Annotated in this window: 15 protein-coding genes and 1 pseudogene; 2 read left to right on the forward strand and 14 right to left on the reverse strand. The window is 42.9% G+C overall.

Annotated elements, in window-relative coordinates:
* Nucleotides 1-98: 98 nt before the first annotated feature.
* Nucleotides 99-254, forward strand: coding sequence for a DUF8096 family protein (locus tag ATG71_RS23440; RefSeq protein ID WP_098440347.1), 156 nt, complete (start codon nucleotides 99-101; stop codon nucleotides 252-254).
* Between the two features lie 47 nt (nucleotides 255-301).
* On the opposite strand, the gene ATG71_RS24100 is transcribed toward ATG71_RS23440, so the two are convergent.
* From ATG71_RS24100 to ATG71_RS15515, 9 genes and pseudogenes are all read right to left on the reverse strand, one after another.
* The gene (locus ATG71_RS24100; protein ID WP_483295342.1) at nucleotides 302-1048 is read right to left on the reverse strand and encodes a methyl-accepting chemotaxis protein; all 747 of its coding nucleotides are present in this window, start codon (nucleotides 1046-1048) and stop codon (nucleotides 302-304) included.
* 15 nt (nucleotides 1049-1063) lie between these two features.
* A pseudogene (locus tag ATG71_RS24105) lies at nucleotides 1064-1588 on the reverse strand (protoglobin domain-containing protein); the annotation flags it as partial.
* A gap of 308 nt (nucleotides 1589-1896) precedes the next feature.
* Nucleotides 1897-2640 (reverse strand): type I methionyl aminopeptidase, encoded by a 744-nt coding sequence (map, locus tag ATG71_RS15485; protein WP_098440349.1) that lies wholly within the window; start codon nucleotides 2638-2640, stop codon nucleotides 1897-1899.
* Nucleotides 2641-2791: 151 nt separating this feature from the next.
* Entirely contained in the window at nucleotides 2792-3478 is a 687-nt protein-coding gene (locus ATG71_RS15490) for an LrgB family protein (RefSeq protein ID WP_098440350.1), read from the reverse strand.
* Nucleotides 3462-3842 (reverse strand): CidA/LrgA family protein, encoded by a 381-nt coding sequence (locus ATG71_RS15495; RefSeq protein WP_098440351.1) that lies wholly within the window; start codon nucleotides 3840-3842, stop codon nucleotides 3462-3464. The genes ATG71_RS15490 and ATG71_RS15495 overlap by 17 nt, the downstream gene beginning before the upstream one ends.
* Before the next feature lie 109 nt (nucleotides 3843-3951).
* The gene (locus tag ATG71_RS15500; RefSeq protein ID WP_430339558.1) at nucleotides 3952-4605 is read right to left on the reverse strand and encodes a type 1 glutamine amidotransferase domain-containing protein; all 654 of its coding nucleotides are present in this window, start codon (nucleotides 4603-4605) and stop codon (nucleotides 3952-3954) included.
* Nucleotides 4606-4753: 148 nt separating this feature from the next.
* Nucleotides 4754-6916: a DNA topoisomerase III gene (locus ATG71_RS15505; protein WP_098440352.1), complete on the reverse strand. Its 2163-nt coding sequence runs from the start codon at nucleotides 6914-6916 to the stop codon at nucleotides 4754-4756.
* Nucleotides 6917-7101: 185 nt separating this feature from the next.
* Nucleotides 7102-7545, reverse strand: coding sequence for a DUF6376 family protein (locus ATG71_RS15510; protein WP_098440353.1), 444 nt, complete (start codon nucleotides 7543-7545; stop codon nucleotides 7102-7104).
* Nucleotides 7546-7697: 152 nt separating this feature from the next.
* The gene (locus ATG71_RS15515) at nucleotides 7698-8795 is read right to left on the reverse strand and encodes a M24 family metallopeptidase (RefSeq protein WP_098440354.1); all 1098 of its coding nucleotides are present in this window, start codon (nucleotides 8793-8795) and stop codon (nucleotides 7698-7700) included.
* Nucleotides 8796-9046: 251 nt separating this feature from the next.
* On the opposite strand from ATG71_RS15515, the gene ATG71_RS23810 reads away from it, so the two are divergent.
* Nucleotides 9047-9142 carry a putative holin-like toxin gene (locus tag ATG71_RS23810; protein ID WP_224940763.1) on the forward strand — a complete coding sequence of 32 codons (96 nt, stop codon included), beginning with the start codon at nucleotides 9047-9049 and terminating at the stop codon, nucleotides 9140-9142.
* A gap of 225 nt (nucleotides 9143-9367) precedes the next feature.
* On the opposite strand, the gene ATG71_RS15520 is transcribed toward ATG71_RS23810, so the two are convergent.
* The 5 genes from ATG71_RS15520 to ATG71_RS15540 all read right to left on the reverse strand — a co-directional run bounded on the left by ATG71_RS15520 (nucleotide 9368) and on the right by ATG71_RS15540 (nucleotide 14881).
* Entirely contained in the window at nucleotides 9368-9811 is a 444-nt protein-coding gene (locus tag ATG71_RS15520; RefSeq protein WP_098440355.1) for a DUF4064 domain-containing protein, read from the reverse strand.
* A gap of 26 nt (nucleotides 9812-9837) precedes the next feature.
* A complete protein-coding gene (locus ATG71_RS15525) occupies nucleotides 9838-10251 on the reverse strand; it encodes an NUDIX hydrolase (protein WP_098440356.1) in 414 nt (137 codons plus the stop codon).
* A 452-nt stretch (nucleotides 10252-10703) separates the two neighbouring features.
* Nucleotides 10704-12368, reverse strand: a complete 1665-nt coding sequence (locus ATG71_RS15530) for a glycerol-3-phosphate dehydrogenase/oxidase (RefSeq protein WP_098440357.1) — start codon at nucleotides 12366-12368, stop codon at nucleotides 10704-10706.
* A gap of 173 nt (nucleotides 12369-12541) precedes the next feature.
* Nucleotides 12542-14032, reverse strand: coding sequence for a glycerol kinase GlpK (gene glpK / locus ATG71_RS15535; protein ID WP_098440358.1), 1491 nt, complete (start codon nucleotides 14030-14032; stop codon nucleotides 12542-12544).
* Nucleotides 14033-14050: 18 nt separating this feature from the next.
* Entirely contained in the window at nucleotides 14051-14881 is an 831-nt protein-coding gene (locus tag ATG71_RS15540; protein ID WP_098440359.1) for an MIP/aquaporin family protein, read from the reverse strand.
* Nucleotides 14882-15003 lie beyond the last annotated feature (122 nt).

Here is a 15003-nt window from a genome sequence, read left to right on the forward strand (position 1 = left end):
GCATTTATTAGCGAATCGTGACGATTTTTCCTTAACAAGCTTGTCTGTTCCCTCTATACTATAGAAAGAAGAATGGTTTGTACTGGAGGAATATTGGAATGGAAAACCAAGAAGAGATTGTAGTCCTTTATAAAGATGATCCCGACGAGCATAGTGGTCGCTGTGAGTGCGGAAATAATATTTTCAAATCAAGGGTACTGGATGGGAAGTTTTATCGTAAGTGCCAGGAATGCGGGAAAACCAAAATCGTATAGCGGGGAAAGAAAAGGGAAACCGGTTGAATCCGGTTTCCCTTTTCTTTCTATTTATTTATTTTCTGAATGATGGTAGAAGCAAATTGAACCAACTCATCAGTTGTATGATTGATCTTCTTGATTGCTTCTACGATATGATTTAATTCTGATTGATTTCGTTTAAACATATCCATATAGTTTTCCATCTCCATCTGGACCGTCATGATTCCGCTTTGAACATTCCCAATTTCCTTGCGTGAGTTTTCGGTCAGGTCGGTCATGTTGCGAACGCGATTTGAGACAACTCCGATTTGCTTATTGCTTTCATTCACCAATTGATGAATGGACGTGCTGAGTTCTTTGGAATCTTCAGCAAGCTTTCGTACCTCCGATGCAACGACTGCAAATCCCCTGCCCTCATTTCCTGCCCGTGCTGCTTCAATGGATGCATTCAATGCCAGAAGATTCGTCTGCTCAGCTATTTGCTGGATTGAGTTGGAGAGAGGTGTGATTTGTTCTGCTATGTTCTTAACGCCCTGAATTTCCTTGAGGAGCGTGTTGATTTGCTCTGTGATGACACCAAAGCTTTCTATCATGTGATCCGTTTGATCTTTATTCATTTTTGAAAGTTGAAGAAGATTTTTGCTGCTTTTCTCGGTATTTTCCGATTCTGCCCGTATACTTTCAGCTTTTTTAGCCGTCTCATTCAGGCTTTGTTCCGTTTGACTGAGCGATGAACCCAGTTCTGTATTCATATTGAGCATTTCCAGTTGCAGTGCCTGGTTTTCCTGATGCAGCTTTTCAAGCTCGTCCATCCTGCTCTGAATATAGTATTCTGAAACGATGCTTGCATCCAAATGGATACCATGGTCAATCGCTACAAGGACAGATGCAAGTTTAGAAGGTTCGTTTTGGTACAGTTCTACAATTTTTGGGATGAGTAAATGTTGAATGGTGGTGTAAGTCGAAATAAACCAATCGATTGTAACCCCATTCCGATTATGGGTTTTTCCCATACGTTCCCTCATTGAGAAATACTCATCATTCAACTCACCTGAAAATAAAGAACGGAAATAATCGTTAAAAACGGACTTTAATCGCTCCCGGCTTGAATGATTCTCGGCAATCTCCACTAAACTTGGATGCTTGTATAAATGATCAAGTACAGTATCAAGCAGGGTGTCGGAAATTTGCTCATAGACAGGGAGGATCTCTTTTAATTCCTGTAAATGGTGCTCCTGAAACTGCATGTAATGAAGCCGTTCATTCAGCTTCTGATCGTTTAAGACAATGACATTTGATTCAGGGATCACTACGGGTTCGGTCTTAGGTTTTCTTGAAAATAATACAGCCATTATGGGGGTGCCTCCGATTTTTTAGTTAGTATGTATAAATTTTGTACAACCTCAATATCTTTACTTTACCCCAACTTTTTTCCTATGACAATCATTTTGTTTGTAAAATTTCAAAAATTTCAATGTCTTGATGCAATTGATCATATTAGCATCCCCAACCCTTCATGATATCCTATGAGAATTTTCAGGGCAGGATCTCCCACTTGCATCATGATTGCACGAAAAGTTGTACAAAACATATACAAAGAGAGGGACGGACCTTGACTCCTAGGAGCTGCTCCTAAGAATCGAGGTCCGTCCCTCACAATTTACTCTGTTATGATGATGGGTTCGTTTTGGGTGATGATGATGGTGTGTTCGATTTGGGCGACCAGGCTGTTGTCTGGTGTGATGTATGTCCAACCGTCACCTTTTTCCACTACGTTTTGCGCTTTGGTGGAGATGAATGGTTCAAAGGCGATGACCATGCCCTCCTTCAAGAGAGCGTTATCCCATGGATCGAAGTAATTAAGGATATGATCCGGCTTCTCGTGCAGGGAACGACCTACACCGTGACCGGTCAGGTTCATGATGACCGTATAACCATTTTTCCTGGCCTCATTATTCACAGCTTTTCCGATCCCATTTTGTTTAGAACCGGCTTTAGCCTTTTGAAGTCCTGCCTGGAATGACTTTAATGCAGCGTCGCATAAATCTTTAAGCTTGGGATCCCCCATTCCGACAACAAATGAAATGCCTGTATCGGCATAATATCCATTTTTTGATCCGGAAACATCTATATTGACAAGATCCCCTTCGTTTATCACTCTTTCTCCGGGAATCCCGTGGGCCACTTCTTCATTCACACTGATACATGTATACCCCGGGAAGTCATATTCTCCTTTAGGACCTGAAATCGCGTCGTTTTCTTCAAACATTTTCCCTGCGATATCATCAAGTTCCTTCGTAGTTACGCCGTGGTTTGTTTTAGAACGCAATTCATCGCGGATCATCGCGACAATACGGCCAATTTCTTTCAATGCCTTTAAATCTTCATCTGTTTTGACTATCATAATATCTTCCTTCTCTTTTTGAATTTCCTTCCCTTACTATACAGAAACCTCATCCATTTTTAAAGGGAAAGCCCCTGTATTTATGAATATGTATCACTTCCTGGCAAGGCCAAATTTCTTCTTTAAGACTAGCCTCCCCCTTGGAGAATGATTACACCAATAGAAAGAGTACGGGAATGATAAAGGACATGATGGTAGCGGTCAACGCCATGGCGGCACCACTGACGGCCCCTTCCTTTTCCCCTTCTTTGATGGCTTGTGCCGTACCAACCCCGTGGGAGATGACTCCGAACGGGAGTCCCCTGGCAATGGGGTGCTTGATTCCAATCGCCTTCAGGAGAGACGGAATGATCATGGCCCCTATCATCCCTGTAACGATGACAACCGTGGGGATGACCTCGATCTTCGCCCCGATTACACTTCCGATGTCAACTGCGACAGGTGTCGTAATGGTCTTGATCAGCAATGAACGGTTCCACTCATCCGGAATCCCAAACCACATACTGAAGGTATAGGATACAAGCATGGACAAGCCGCTTCCAAACAGGATACCCACCAGGATCGGCTGGAAGTTTCTCGAAAGCAATTGTCGGTGTTGATAAAGGGGGTAAGCAAGAGATACTGTCGCAGGGCCAAGTAAATAAGTGATGAATGAAGTGTCGTGGGCAAATTTTTTATAGGATATATCTAAAGTGAGTAACGAGGCAATAATCGCAATCGTACTTAAGAAAATCGGAATCGTTAACGGATTGGACCAACGTTTGTGAATCTTGACACCCAACGTAAAATAAAGGAGAGTAATGCCTATTGTAAGTAGAGAATTAAAAAGACCGGTCATATTTTCTTTTCTCCTTCCATTTAATGAACCCTTCTGCTGAAACGGAAGTGGCCAAAAAGCCAATCACCCCGCTGACAATGAGAATGATAACAAGTTTCCAGCCATAATTGACAAAATAAGGCCCGAGAACAATCGCGCTGACAGATAAGGGCAGGAAAAAGAAGGAAAAATGTCTTAGAAAGAATCCAGAACCGTCCAACAGAAGCCGTTCATTCAGTACACCTGTTACTAACAGTAGGAATAATAATAGCATCCCGATAATGCTGCCGGGTATAGGTAAATGGAAGAATGCGGTACACCATTTTCCTGCTTCATAAAATAAACAAAGAATCGCCATTTTTATAAGGACCCGAATTACCTGCATATGCTTCACCCTTCAACTATATTCTTCTCCTGATTTTATCATATTGATGAGGAGTATGAGTGGAATAAAAAGAGCATGGACCATGTCCATGCTCTAGGATCGTACTGTATTATAATACGTTTATGAATGCTTCTGCTGCCGCTTGACTTGATTGTGGATTTTGTCCTGTCACAAATTTACCGTCAGTGATGACATGATTGCTCCATGCATCCGATTTTTCGAATTGAGCTCCCTGCTCCCTCAACTTTGTTTCTAATAAGAACGGCATCAGTGAATCAAGACCGGTTTGCTGCTCTTCTTCATTTGTGAAGGCAGTCAAGCTTTTTCCTTCAACCAGCCATTTACCATTAGATAATTTCGTTCCGACAAATCCAGCCGGACCGTGGCAGACAGAACCGATCGCTTTATCATTCTCAGCAAAGTGAACTAATGCCTGTTGAAGTTCAGGACTTTCAGGCAGGTCAAACATCGTCCCGTGTCCACCTGGTAAGAAGATACCGACATATTCATTTACATTTAATTGGGAAAGGACCAGCGTTTGATCCAGTTCTTTCGTGACCCCTTTCCATTTCTCCACTTGTTCGTCATCAAGGCTGTTCGGATCCAACGGGATGCGACCACCTTTTAAACTTGCCACATCCACTTCAAAACCTTGGTTCTTAAATTCTTCGTATGGTTCTGCGAACTCAGATAACCACAGTCCAGTTTCATGTTCATCATCAATTTTACTTTCATTTGTTAAGACCATTAATATCTTTTTCAATGTATACCCTCCATTTTATTCTCTGATTTCTTATCACTCTTTTGTTTTATCCATTTCACAAAAAATTAAACTTTTTCTAAAGCATTGGCGATTTTGCAGGAGGTCTGATATAAGAAAAACGACCCTTGTAGGAAGGAGTCGTTTTACACTAGTTGATATCAAATTGGAACTGGATTTTTTTCTGGTTGGCATCCCAGCTCAGGTAAGCGGAGAATTCCTTTTCGCCTTTTTTAAATCCGTCAATTCGATCGGATTTGCCTTCAGTTAATACTTTTTTTACAATTTTCTGGGTGATTCTCTTTGACAAGATCGTTTTGGAAATGGTAAAGCTGCACTTCGTACGTTGATAATTGGAGCATCCATAAAATTTCCCTTTATCAATCACTTTCCCGCCACATTTCAAGCAGTTGCCGATACTTGTTTTGGGAGCTCGTTTTCCGCCGCGACCCTTCGTTCTCTGGATAGAATCGGTATCCAGATCCTCAAACTTCCATGCGGTAGATTCCTGGAGGGCGTTTTGAACGAGCCGTTCACTTAGTTTCTTCACTTGCTCCATGAATTCAGGTGCAGATGCCCGTCCTTTTCCTATTTCCTGGAGGCGCTGCTCCCACTTAGCCGTCATTTCTGCAGAAGCTAACACATTATCCCCTATGGCACGTATCAATACCTTCGCTTTATCAGTGGGAAAGACTATATTTTTTTGGATATCAATGTACTTGCGGTCTTTGAGCATGGTGATGATACCTGCCCGGGTCGCTTCCGTCCCAAGGCCCTCTGTTTGTTTCAACACTTTTTCAAGCTCATCATTGTCCATATATTTACCAGCAGTCTTCATTAAGGTGATAAGTTGTCCTTCTGTGTAGCGTTTCGGGGGCTGTGTTTTCCCTTCCTTGGTCACGACCTTCTTTACGACGCCTTTATCCTGTTCTTGTACAGGTGGCAGGAGAGGTTCCTCTTCTTTTTCGTTTTGCATGAGGACCTTACGCCAGCCTTCCTGTAAAATCTGCTTCCCTTTCGAGCCAAATTCAGCCCTTTCATCTACGATCGTTGAAATGGTCGTGTAATTGATGATCGCTTTGTCGTGGTGAGCCGCAATAAAGCGTTTAACCACAACATCATAGATCTTCTTCTCATCATCTGATAGGGAAGTGGGATCTGTTACCTGCTCAGTAGGAATAATCGCGTAGTGATCCGATACCTTTGCTTCATTCACAAAACGTTTATTGTTCATTATGCTTGCATGGGGAGTCGGGATCCAATGATTGTAAGGGCTGAACTCTTTCAGTTTGTTCAATATTTCAGGAAAGCTTTCAGCTTCACCTTTCGTGACATATTGGGAATCAGATCTCGGATAAGAGACGATCCCTTTTTGATACAGTTTCTGCAACACATCCAATGTTTTCTTAGGTGAGAACTTATACATTTTATTGATGGTTGCCTGCAGGGCTGAAAGATTAAATAGTAAGGGTGGTGCGAACTCTTTCCTCTCTGTTTTCAATTTGCTGACAGTTGCAGGTTTGTTTTGACAAAAAGAAGCGATTTTTTCAGCAAGCTCCCGAGAAGGGATTCGGCTCTCCCCATCTTTCTGCCATATCCCTTCATAAGTGTGATCGCCGATGTGAAATGTTGCTTTCACTTCCCAAAAGGGTTCGCTCTTAAATCGGTCAATCTCTTCTTCCCTTCTCACGATGAGGGCCAGTGTCGGAGTTTGAACCCTGCCTGCAGAGAATACATCGGACATACCCTGCTCTTTTAGCAGGATGCTGTACACCCGTGAAGCATTCATACCCACAAGCCAATCGGCACATGCCCTGGAATAGGCTTCAAAATATAAGCTTCTCATTTCAGCTTCTTCCCGTAGACTCTCGAATCCTTGAATGATGGCTTTCTCAGTCAGGGATGAAATCCATAACCGTTTCATGGGCTTCTGAACCTTGGACATGGAAATGATATTCCGGATGATTAACTCCCCTTCACGCCCTGCATCACCTGCATGAATGATTTCTGTGACTTCGTTTTTTTTAAGAAGATCTTTGATGACGGAGAATTGTTTCGCTTTAGCCCTCTGCAACTCATACTGAAACCTGAGAGGAATGATCGGAAGGTCGTCCAGTGTCCATTTCTTCCATTTGCTTTCATACTTCTCAGGGGCTTGAAGCTGAAAAAGATGTCCAACTGCCCACGTAATATAAGCACCTTTCGGGAACACATCGTTTGGATGAATCTCGATATATCCTTGACGTTTCCTATGGGAAAAAGGCTTGGCAAGGGTTGCTCCCTGGTCGGGTTTTTCAGCTATTACGACTTTCATAACATTCTCCTTTTCATTTTATTGATTTTATCATTATACCATTTTTTAAGAACGGCTGTTCTATTAAAATAAGAAATCGGTCGTGTATTTGATGAATAAGAAGGTTGATGTTCTTTTACGGGTTATACGTGTTCATTCAGTATGTAAAAAGGTGTTACAGACTTTGTATCTGTAACACCCGTCCGTTATTGCCCTAAATTTTCCAAGTTTCCTTTGATCTCCTGTAATTGGTTGAATGTATTGACGATTTCAAGATTCTTTAGCTCGGATATTTGAACTTCCCCTTTATCAATTTCCACTAGAGCCTGATCGATCCCTTCCAACGCTTGTTGGTTATATCCCTCCACTTTTTGGTGGATATCGTCAGCTAGCTTGGGAGGGTTTACATCATTGATTTCTTTGATTTCATTTTTCATTTCAACAAGTCTCGTCTCAAGTTCCGGAATAGAGGATGAATCAGCAGCAGCATTTTCCATTAAACCGGGAAGGTCATTGGCAAATTGTTCTGCTTCGTTCAGGTAGTCGGTCATTTCGTCTACATAGGTTAAACTGTTATTGGCTTCTTCCAATATGCCGCAGCCAGTCAGTGTAAAGAAACTGAATGATATGAGAATCAGTAATTTTTTCATCTACTCTGCCCTCCCTGTTATGTTCCTTCCCCTGTATATACGCACGTTTACGATAAAAGTTTCATTTTTTTGTTGTAAGGTCGATCTATATGAAGGGACGGGGTCATGCAACGAAAAAAAAAGGCCAACGCTTATACGTTAGCCTTCTGTGTTTATTCAATGATTTGAAGTTCTTTTGGATAGTTGGTTAAAGTGGTATGTCCGTCCTTTGTGATCAGGACGTCATCTTCAATCCTGACACCACCGATTTCCGGCACGTAAATACCAGGCTCGATTGTGTATGTCATGCCTTCTTTTAATATGCCATCATTTAAATGACTCATGGAAGGGAATTCATGAACGTTGATACCTAATCCATGCCCGATTCGATGTGGGAAGTAGTCACCGTATCCTGCATCCGTGATGATGTCACGTGCGATTTGATCCAGGTCGCCTATGCGATTGCCTGGCTTGCTTGCTTCTAAGGAAGCGAGCTCCGCTTCCAGAACAGTGTTGTAGATTTCCTTCTGTTTATCAGACGCGGACTTATAAGCGAATGTACGGGTAATATCGGAAGTATACCCTTCCAGGACAACTCCTAGATCAAACAGGACGAAATCTCCTGCTTTCAATTTACGATCTCCCGGATTGCCGTGAGGATCTCCAGCCTTTTCACCGAAGAGTACCATTGTAGAAAATGACATTTCACGGATTCCCTTTTTCTTCAATTCATATTCAATCATCGCAAGGACTTCCATTTCAGTAATGCCCTCTTGAAGTGCACTTACACCTACTTCTACCCCATAGTCAGCCATTTCCGCTGCTCGGCGCATGATCGCGATCTCACCATCATCCTTGACTAAACGCATTTCATTTAATTTGTCTTCAACGTTCACCACATGTGGTGAGTCGAATATGTTTAAAAACGCCTGACTGCGTCCATAGTTGACGACCTCATGCTCAAAAGCCACCTTATTGCCTGTAATTTTTCTAGCCTGAACGGCTTTCGTAATAAAGTCCCAGGGATTTTCGTGGTCTGAGTAGCCAATTACTTCGTTGCCCCAACCGGCATCCTTCACCTGTCTCGCTTCCATTCCTGGCACGACCACAAAAGGTTCGGCATCCGGAAATACGAACAGCCCCATTAATCTTTCATGTGGATTTGTATGGAAATTCGTTAAATAAAATACGTTTTCAGTTGAATTGATAAATGCTGCATCGATCTTCTCTTCTTTCAACCAATTTTTCAACATTTCTATACGGTGTTTCAATGTGAATTCCTCCTCGAGTATCATGATGTTATGTAATCGTTTAATGTGAGCATATCTATGCTAACATATTTCGAGGAAAGTTTGAAATGATTGTAGTGTGGGACGGGTCTCACCGTGTGTGCGTTTGAGAAGGCAGGCTTTTCCTACCTCTTGCCTATAAAGGATGGAAGGCGTTTGTGATATAATCTTCAGTATACAGTGAATGTAGGGTGGGAGTGGCCACTTCCTTATAGAAGGAGGTGGTGCTTATAGTGACAACGTATGAGGCGTTAACGCTAATGATTACCTTTGGCTCTTTAATTGTCTCCATCATTGCCATAGTTATTTCAAATGACAAAAAGAAATAACCCCACCCTCATGAAGCGCCTAAACTTTGAAGGGTAGAGTTATATTCCTTTCTCTATTGGGCCACTGCTTTCCTTGCAGTTTGCTGTGTAGCAAGAGACATTGGTTGCCGCCAGTGTCTCTTGTTTTTTATTATGCTCTCTTTTAAGATAGTACATTTTCTAACGGAAAGCAAGGTGTGGATAAGCAAAAAAGAAGCTCAGAGAGAATTCTCTAAGCTATACACATTAATATACGGTTTCGGTTCTTTTTGGTTTGCGAACAAAAGCCATGATGCCGGCGATTAAGAATAAAAGTCCAGGAATGAACCCGAATCCGATTGTTCCAAGTCCGATTACAAGTGCGGCAATGATAAACATAATTCCGGATAGTACGGGCTTTTTATTTTTGACAATGGTCATAACCGCAATGATGCCAAGAATTGATGCAATGATTCCTAAAATCACGAGATATGAACCCATCGATTCAGCTGTTTCCATAATGGCACTCATATCCCCTGCTGTCATCCCGGATTCCTGTAGATTTGGGTCACTTTCCATTCCCTCTTCGATTTGGGACATCACTTCCGGGCTGTTCATGCCCATGTTCAGTACGATTCCAATGATGGAAAATAATGCGGATAAGACAATCCCGATCACTCCCATTATGACTTCACCAGTACGTTTTACCATTCTAATCTCTCCTTTAGTTGAATTCTTTATAGTATATTGTGTGTTTTGCTCATATAGGCCTCCAGGATGGATTGATCCTCTGGAAAGCATAGGGGCAGATTTTTTAACTCTTGAAGTGAGATCCATTCAATTCTATGTATTAATTGATCGGGATCTTGAAGGATCGCTTTCCCTCCAAGAAGCTGGACTTCGTAATAGTGAATGATTGTGGAAATATCGCCTTCACACCCCCATTTAGTGTAAAGATGTTTTCCAGCATTCACCCTATAACCGGTCTCTTCCCAAACTTCACGTTCACAACAATCCCTAAGGGTTTCCCCTTCCTCGAGACCACCTGAAGGGACCGACCATCGTTTCTCTTCCTCTTCTTTTCCCTGTAGAACCATTAATAAACGCCCTTCATTCATACAAAGGGCAGATGCCCCTTTCCATTCGTTCATTCATTCACCTCACTTCAAATGGAATCTCACTAAAGCATATTCGCTCTTTTGACAAAATTCTCCTTCTTTAGAACGGAATTCTTTATTTTCAGACTTCAGCCCTTTTTACATACATCAGAGATATAGCCCTTTTATTAATATAGTAATGATAAATTCACTGAAAACATTTTAATGATAAGAAAACAAAAAAAGGGCTGGCTTCATCCCATTGAAGCCAACCTTTAACGAGGAGTCGTGTCAATTTCTATTCTAACTCTACCGCAGCACCCCCGTTATCTCAACTTCCGTCTGCAGGGGTATAAAGTTCTCTCAATAAATGAAATGCACGGTTTAGGCGGTTTGGGCTTCATTTCATATATTTATATAATTGTAAGCATAATTCATCATGCATTTATGGATGAAAGTGCATGATATGAAAAAACGGCAGAGAATTCATTCTACCGTCTTTAACCTTATGATTGTAAATCTACCGGTACCACTGCATTTTTTAATTCCTCATTTAAATCAGCAGTGTATTTGTCTTTCTGTTCAGTAGTCCAATTCAACAATTTGGACATCATCTCAATGACTGGTTCCTTCCACTTCTCTACCCACTCACGGTCAAAGAACAAAGCACCCGTCCGTCGAATGAAGAAATCCACAGGCGTTGCTGCCATCTCTTCCTGAATCGCATAAATCAGCTGGGCGTACAAGTATGGAGGGACGGACCTTTCATCTGTTGATCCACTGTATGCATGAGCAAGCTTGAATAGCTGATCCACATTGGAACCGTACATTCCTGCGAGCTTCCTGCCCTCGGACTCTGATAACCCATATTGAAGGGCTTCTCCTGCCTTTTGGTCAATGAATGATTGGAAATTCTTCGAGCCTCCTACATGACCGCCGGATATCGGCATATGCTTCGTCGCAGATGCAGGGAATTTCTGCTTATGTTCTTCTTTTAAACGTTTAGATACAAGGTCAACGACATGTTCCCCCATCTTGCGGTACCCTGTCAGCTTACCGCCGGCAATGGTGATCAGTCCGCTTTCTGCTTCCCAGACTTCATCTTTACGAGAGATTTCAGAAGGATCCTTCCCTTTTTCAAATATCAATGGACGCACGCCTGCCCAGCTGGATTCCACATCGTCTATGCCTACTGTCACATCGGGAAACATGAAGTGAATCGCATTCAAAATATAATCTCTGTCTTCTGATGTCATGTGAGGGGATGCTTTCTCAGAGTCAAAGAATGTATCCGTTGTCCCTACATAAGCTTTCCCGTCACGAGGAATTGCGAAAACCATCCGTCCATCCGGTGTATCAAAATAAACGGCTTGTTGAAGAGGGAATTTGCTTTGATCGATGACAAGGTGGACTCCCTTGGTCAGGCGGAGTTGTTTATTATTCGTACTGTAATCCTTACCACGGACATCATCGACCCAAGGACCGGCAGCGTTGACGATCTTTGATCCGCGAATGTCAATCGTTTCCCCTGATACCAGGTCTTCTGCTTCTATTCCGACAACCTTCTTGTTGTCATACAGGAATCTTTGGGATTTTATATAGTTTAGAACCGTTGCGCCATGTGCAACTGCTTCCTTCATGACTTCTATGGTTAAACGGGCATCGTCGGTACGATATTCTACATAATAACCTCCGCCCTTCAATCCATCCTTTTTGACGAGGGGTTCTTTCGTTAACGTTTCCGATACCGATAGCATGGAGCGCCTTTCACTTCTCTTGACACCCGCGAGATAGTCATAGACCTTCAAGCCGATCGATGTGCTGAATTTACCGAATGTCCCTCCTTTATGAAGGGGTAACAGCATCCATTCAGGAGTAGTGACATGTGGCCCGTTTTCATATACGATTTCACGTTCTTTTCCCACTTCGGCCACCATTTTGACTTCGAATTGTTTTAAGTAGCGCAGTCCCCCGTGGACCAATTTGGTGGAACGGCTGGATGTACCTGCGGCAAAATCCTGCATTTCAACAAGGGCGACTTTCATTCCGCGTTTGGATGCATCAAGGGCAATCCCTGCACCGGTAATACCTCCTCCGATTACAATCAGGTCGAATTGATTGGATGACAGTGTATGTTTTACTTCTTCTCGTGCAGTACTTGAAAATGTCATAGTTGGTTCCTCCTAAGAATTAAAGAAATGATTTCTGCTCTTACTCTACTGTTTAACCATAAAAAAAGAGACCGAAACTAACATCATGGCTGAAATGTGCCATAATGCGAGTTTGGTCTCTCTTGGTCTCTAACCGTTTTATTAACTTGGGTTCATTATATCATAAGTTCCTATTATTTAAAAGCCATTGCTGCTTTTACAGCTTTTTTCCATCCGCCATATAATTCTTCCTGTGTCTCCGCGGCCATTTCCGGTTCGAATTGTTTTTCTTTATTCCACTGTTTGGAGATTTCTTCGCGATCCTTCCAGAAACCGACGGCAAGTCCTGCAAGGTAGGCAGCACCTAATGCGGTGGTTTCATTGACCACTGGACGCTCGACGGGTACGGATAGCAAGTCACTTTGAAATTGCATTAAGAAATCATTCTTGACTGCCCCTCCATCGACTCTCAGTTTCTTAAGGGAAATCCCGGAATCGGCTTCCATGGCTGTCAATACATCCTTAGTTTGATAAGCAAGGGATTCGAGAGTCGCTCTTACAAAATGTTCCTTCGAGGTGCCTCGCGTTAAGCCGAATACAGCGCCGCGAACGTCACTATCCCAATAAGGAGTTCCCAAGCCTACAAATGCAGGGACCACATATACGCCATCAGTTGAGTCCACTTTTTCTGCATAGTCCTGGCTATCCTTTGCATCTTTCAGCATGCGGAGTCCATCGCGAAGCCACTGAATGGCAGAACCTGCAACGAAAATGCTCCCTTCAAGAGCATATTCCACCTTACCATCGATGCCCCAGGCAAGGGTCGTCAATAGACCATTTTCAGACTTCACCGCTTTCTCACCTGTATTCATCAGCATAAAGCAGCCTGTCCCGTACGTATTCTTAGCCATCCCTTTCTCATAACAGGCCTGTCCGAATAATGCTGCCTGCTGATCTCCTGCAGCACCTGCAATCGGGATCTCTCTACCAAAGAAATGATACGGAACTGTTTTCCCATACACTTCTGACGAGGGGCGGACCTCTGGAAGCATACTTGCCGGCACACCAAGAATATCAAGGAGCTCTTCGTCCCATTTCAATTCATGTATATTGTACATAAGTGTACGTGAGGCGTTGGAGTAGTCTGTTACGTGAGCCGTTCCACCTGACATTTTCCAGATCAGCCACGTGTCGATCGTTCCAAATAGAAGCTTTCCTTCTTCCGCCTTTTGCTTTACACCTTCGACATTGTCCAGGATCCATTTCACCTTTGTGCCTGAGAAATAGGCATCAATCAGCAATCCGGTTTTATCACGGAAGGTATCGTTTAGCCCCTGTGATTTTAATTCCTCACAGATCCCGGCGGTTTGGCGTGATTGCCACACGATCGCATTATATACCGGGTCACCGGTCTCTTTATCCCATATAACTGTCGTTTCACGCTGATTGGTGATCCCGATACCTTCGATTTGATCGGGTTTCACACTGGATTCCGATAAAACGCTTGCAATGACGGCAAGGACAGATCCCCAAATTTCATTCGCACTGTGTTCTACCCAGCCCGGTTTAGGAAAATGCTGAGTAAACTCCTTTTGTGCAGTATGAGCGATTTCCCCTTTTTTATTAAAAAGAATGGCTCTTGAGCTTGTAGTTCCCTGATCCAAAGATAAAATGTACTTTTCCATTGATAACCCCTCCAAAGATTAATTTTCAGTAGATAATTGATGTACTTTTTTAGCTAAACTGGTCTTTCTGTCACTTGCATAGGCAAGTCCAAGGACGGCTAGAAGAATGACAAGAACTACCCAGAAGCTTGTCGTGACTTGTCCAATGAAAACCGCTTTATAAAACACGCCTCCAAAAGATCCTCCTAATACCGGGCCTATTACTGGAACCCATGAATATCCCCAGTTGGATGGTCCCTTTCCTGGAATCGGAAGGAGGAAGTGAGCGATACGCGGACCAAGATCTCGAGCCGGGTTAATCGCATATCCTGTTGTACCGCCAAGAGAAATTCCGATCGCGATGATAAGGAATCCGACGATAAATGGATTTAATCCGTCTGTAAAGGTATTCGCTCCTATGGATAATAATCCTACTACTAATACAAAAGTTCCAATGATTTCACTCAATAAATTTGAAAAATAATGCGGAATGGCTGGACCTGTAGCGAAGACTCCTAATTTCACGCCTGGATCCTTTGTTGCGTGCCAATGGGGTAAAAAGTGTAAATATGTGATGGTTGCCCCGATGATTGCCCCGATCATTTGTGCGAGGATATACTCTGGTACATCGCTCCATGGGAAATCACCATTGAACGCCAGTCCCAATGTGACAGCAGGATTTAAATGTGCACCACTAAACTGCCCTACGGCGTATACACTCATGGCAACACCCAATCCCCAGCCAAATGTAATGACGATCCAGCCGGCGTTATACGCAAATGACTTCTTCAGGTTTACATTGGCGCAAACCCCAGCACCGAAAACAATGAGCAATGCTGTACCTACCACTTCTCCTATAAATGCATTCATGCATCATCCCTCATTTCAATTAAATTTTGCTCTGAATCACGATGAGCCGACATCATCAATCGTTATCCATACACGAAAAACTTGCACTACCATCGATTTTCATGCTGTAACGGGGCTTTTTA

The sequence above is a fragment of the Bacillus sp. es.034 genome, from assembly GCF_002563655.1.
Lineage (GTDB): Bacteria > Bacillota > Bacilli > Bacillales > Bacillaceae_B > Rossellomorea.

What these genes read in the sequence shown, in the direction of transcription:
- ATG71_RS23440 (WP_098440347.1), top strand. Translation starts at nt 99, where the DNA reads ATGGAAAACCAAGAAGAGATTGTAGTCCTTTATAAAGATGATCCCGAC.
- ATG71_RS24100 (WP_483295342.1), bottom strand. Translation starts at nt 1,048, where the DNA reads ATGGACGAGCTTGAAAAGCTGCATCAGGAAAACCAGGCACTGCAACTG.
- map (WP_098440349.1), bottom strand. Translation starts at nt 2,640, where the DNA reads ATGATAGTCAAAACAGATGAAGATTTAAAGGCATTGAAAGAAATTGGC.
- ATG71_RS15490 (WP_098440350.1), bottom strand. Translation starts at nt 3,478, where the DNA reads ATGACCGGTCTTTTTAATTCTCTACTTACAATAGGCATTACTCTCCTT.
- ATG71_RS15495 (WP_098440351.1), bottom strand. Translation starts at nt 3,842, where the DNA reads ATGCAGGTAATTCGGGTCCTTATAAAAATGGCGATTCTTTGTTTATTT.
- ATG71_RS15505 (WP_098440352.1), bottom strand. Translation starts at nt 6,916, where the DNA reads ATGAAAGTCGTAATAGCTGAAAAACCCGACCAGGGAGCAACCCTTGCC.
- ATG71_RS15510 (WP_098440353.1), bottom strand. Translation starts at nt 7,545, where the DNA reads ATGAAAAAATTACTGATTCTCATATCATTCAGTTTCTTTACACTGACT.
- ATG71_RS15520 (WP_098440355.1), bottom strand. Translation starts at nt 9,811, where the DNA reads ATGGTAAAACGTACTGGTGAAGTCATAATGGGAGTGATCGGGATTGTC.
- ATG71_RS15525 (WP_098440356.1), bottom strand. Translation starts at nt 10,251, where the DNA reads ATGAACGAATGGAAAGGGGCATCTGCCCTTTGTATGAATGAAGGGCGT.
- ATG71_RS15530 (WP_098440357.1), bottom strand. Translation starts at nt 12,368, where the DNA reads ATGACATTTTCAAGTACTGCACGAGAAGAAGTAAAACATACACTGTCA.
- glpK (WP_098440358.1), bottom strand. Translation starts at nt 14,032, where the DNA reads ATGGAAAAGTACATTTTATCTTTGGATCAGGGAACTACAAGCTCAAGA.
- ATG71_RS15540 (WP_098440359.1), bottom strand. Translation starts at nt 14,881, where the DNA reads ATGAATGCATTTATAGGAGAAGTGGTAGGTACAGCATTGCTCATTGTT.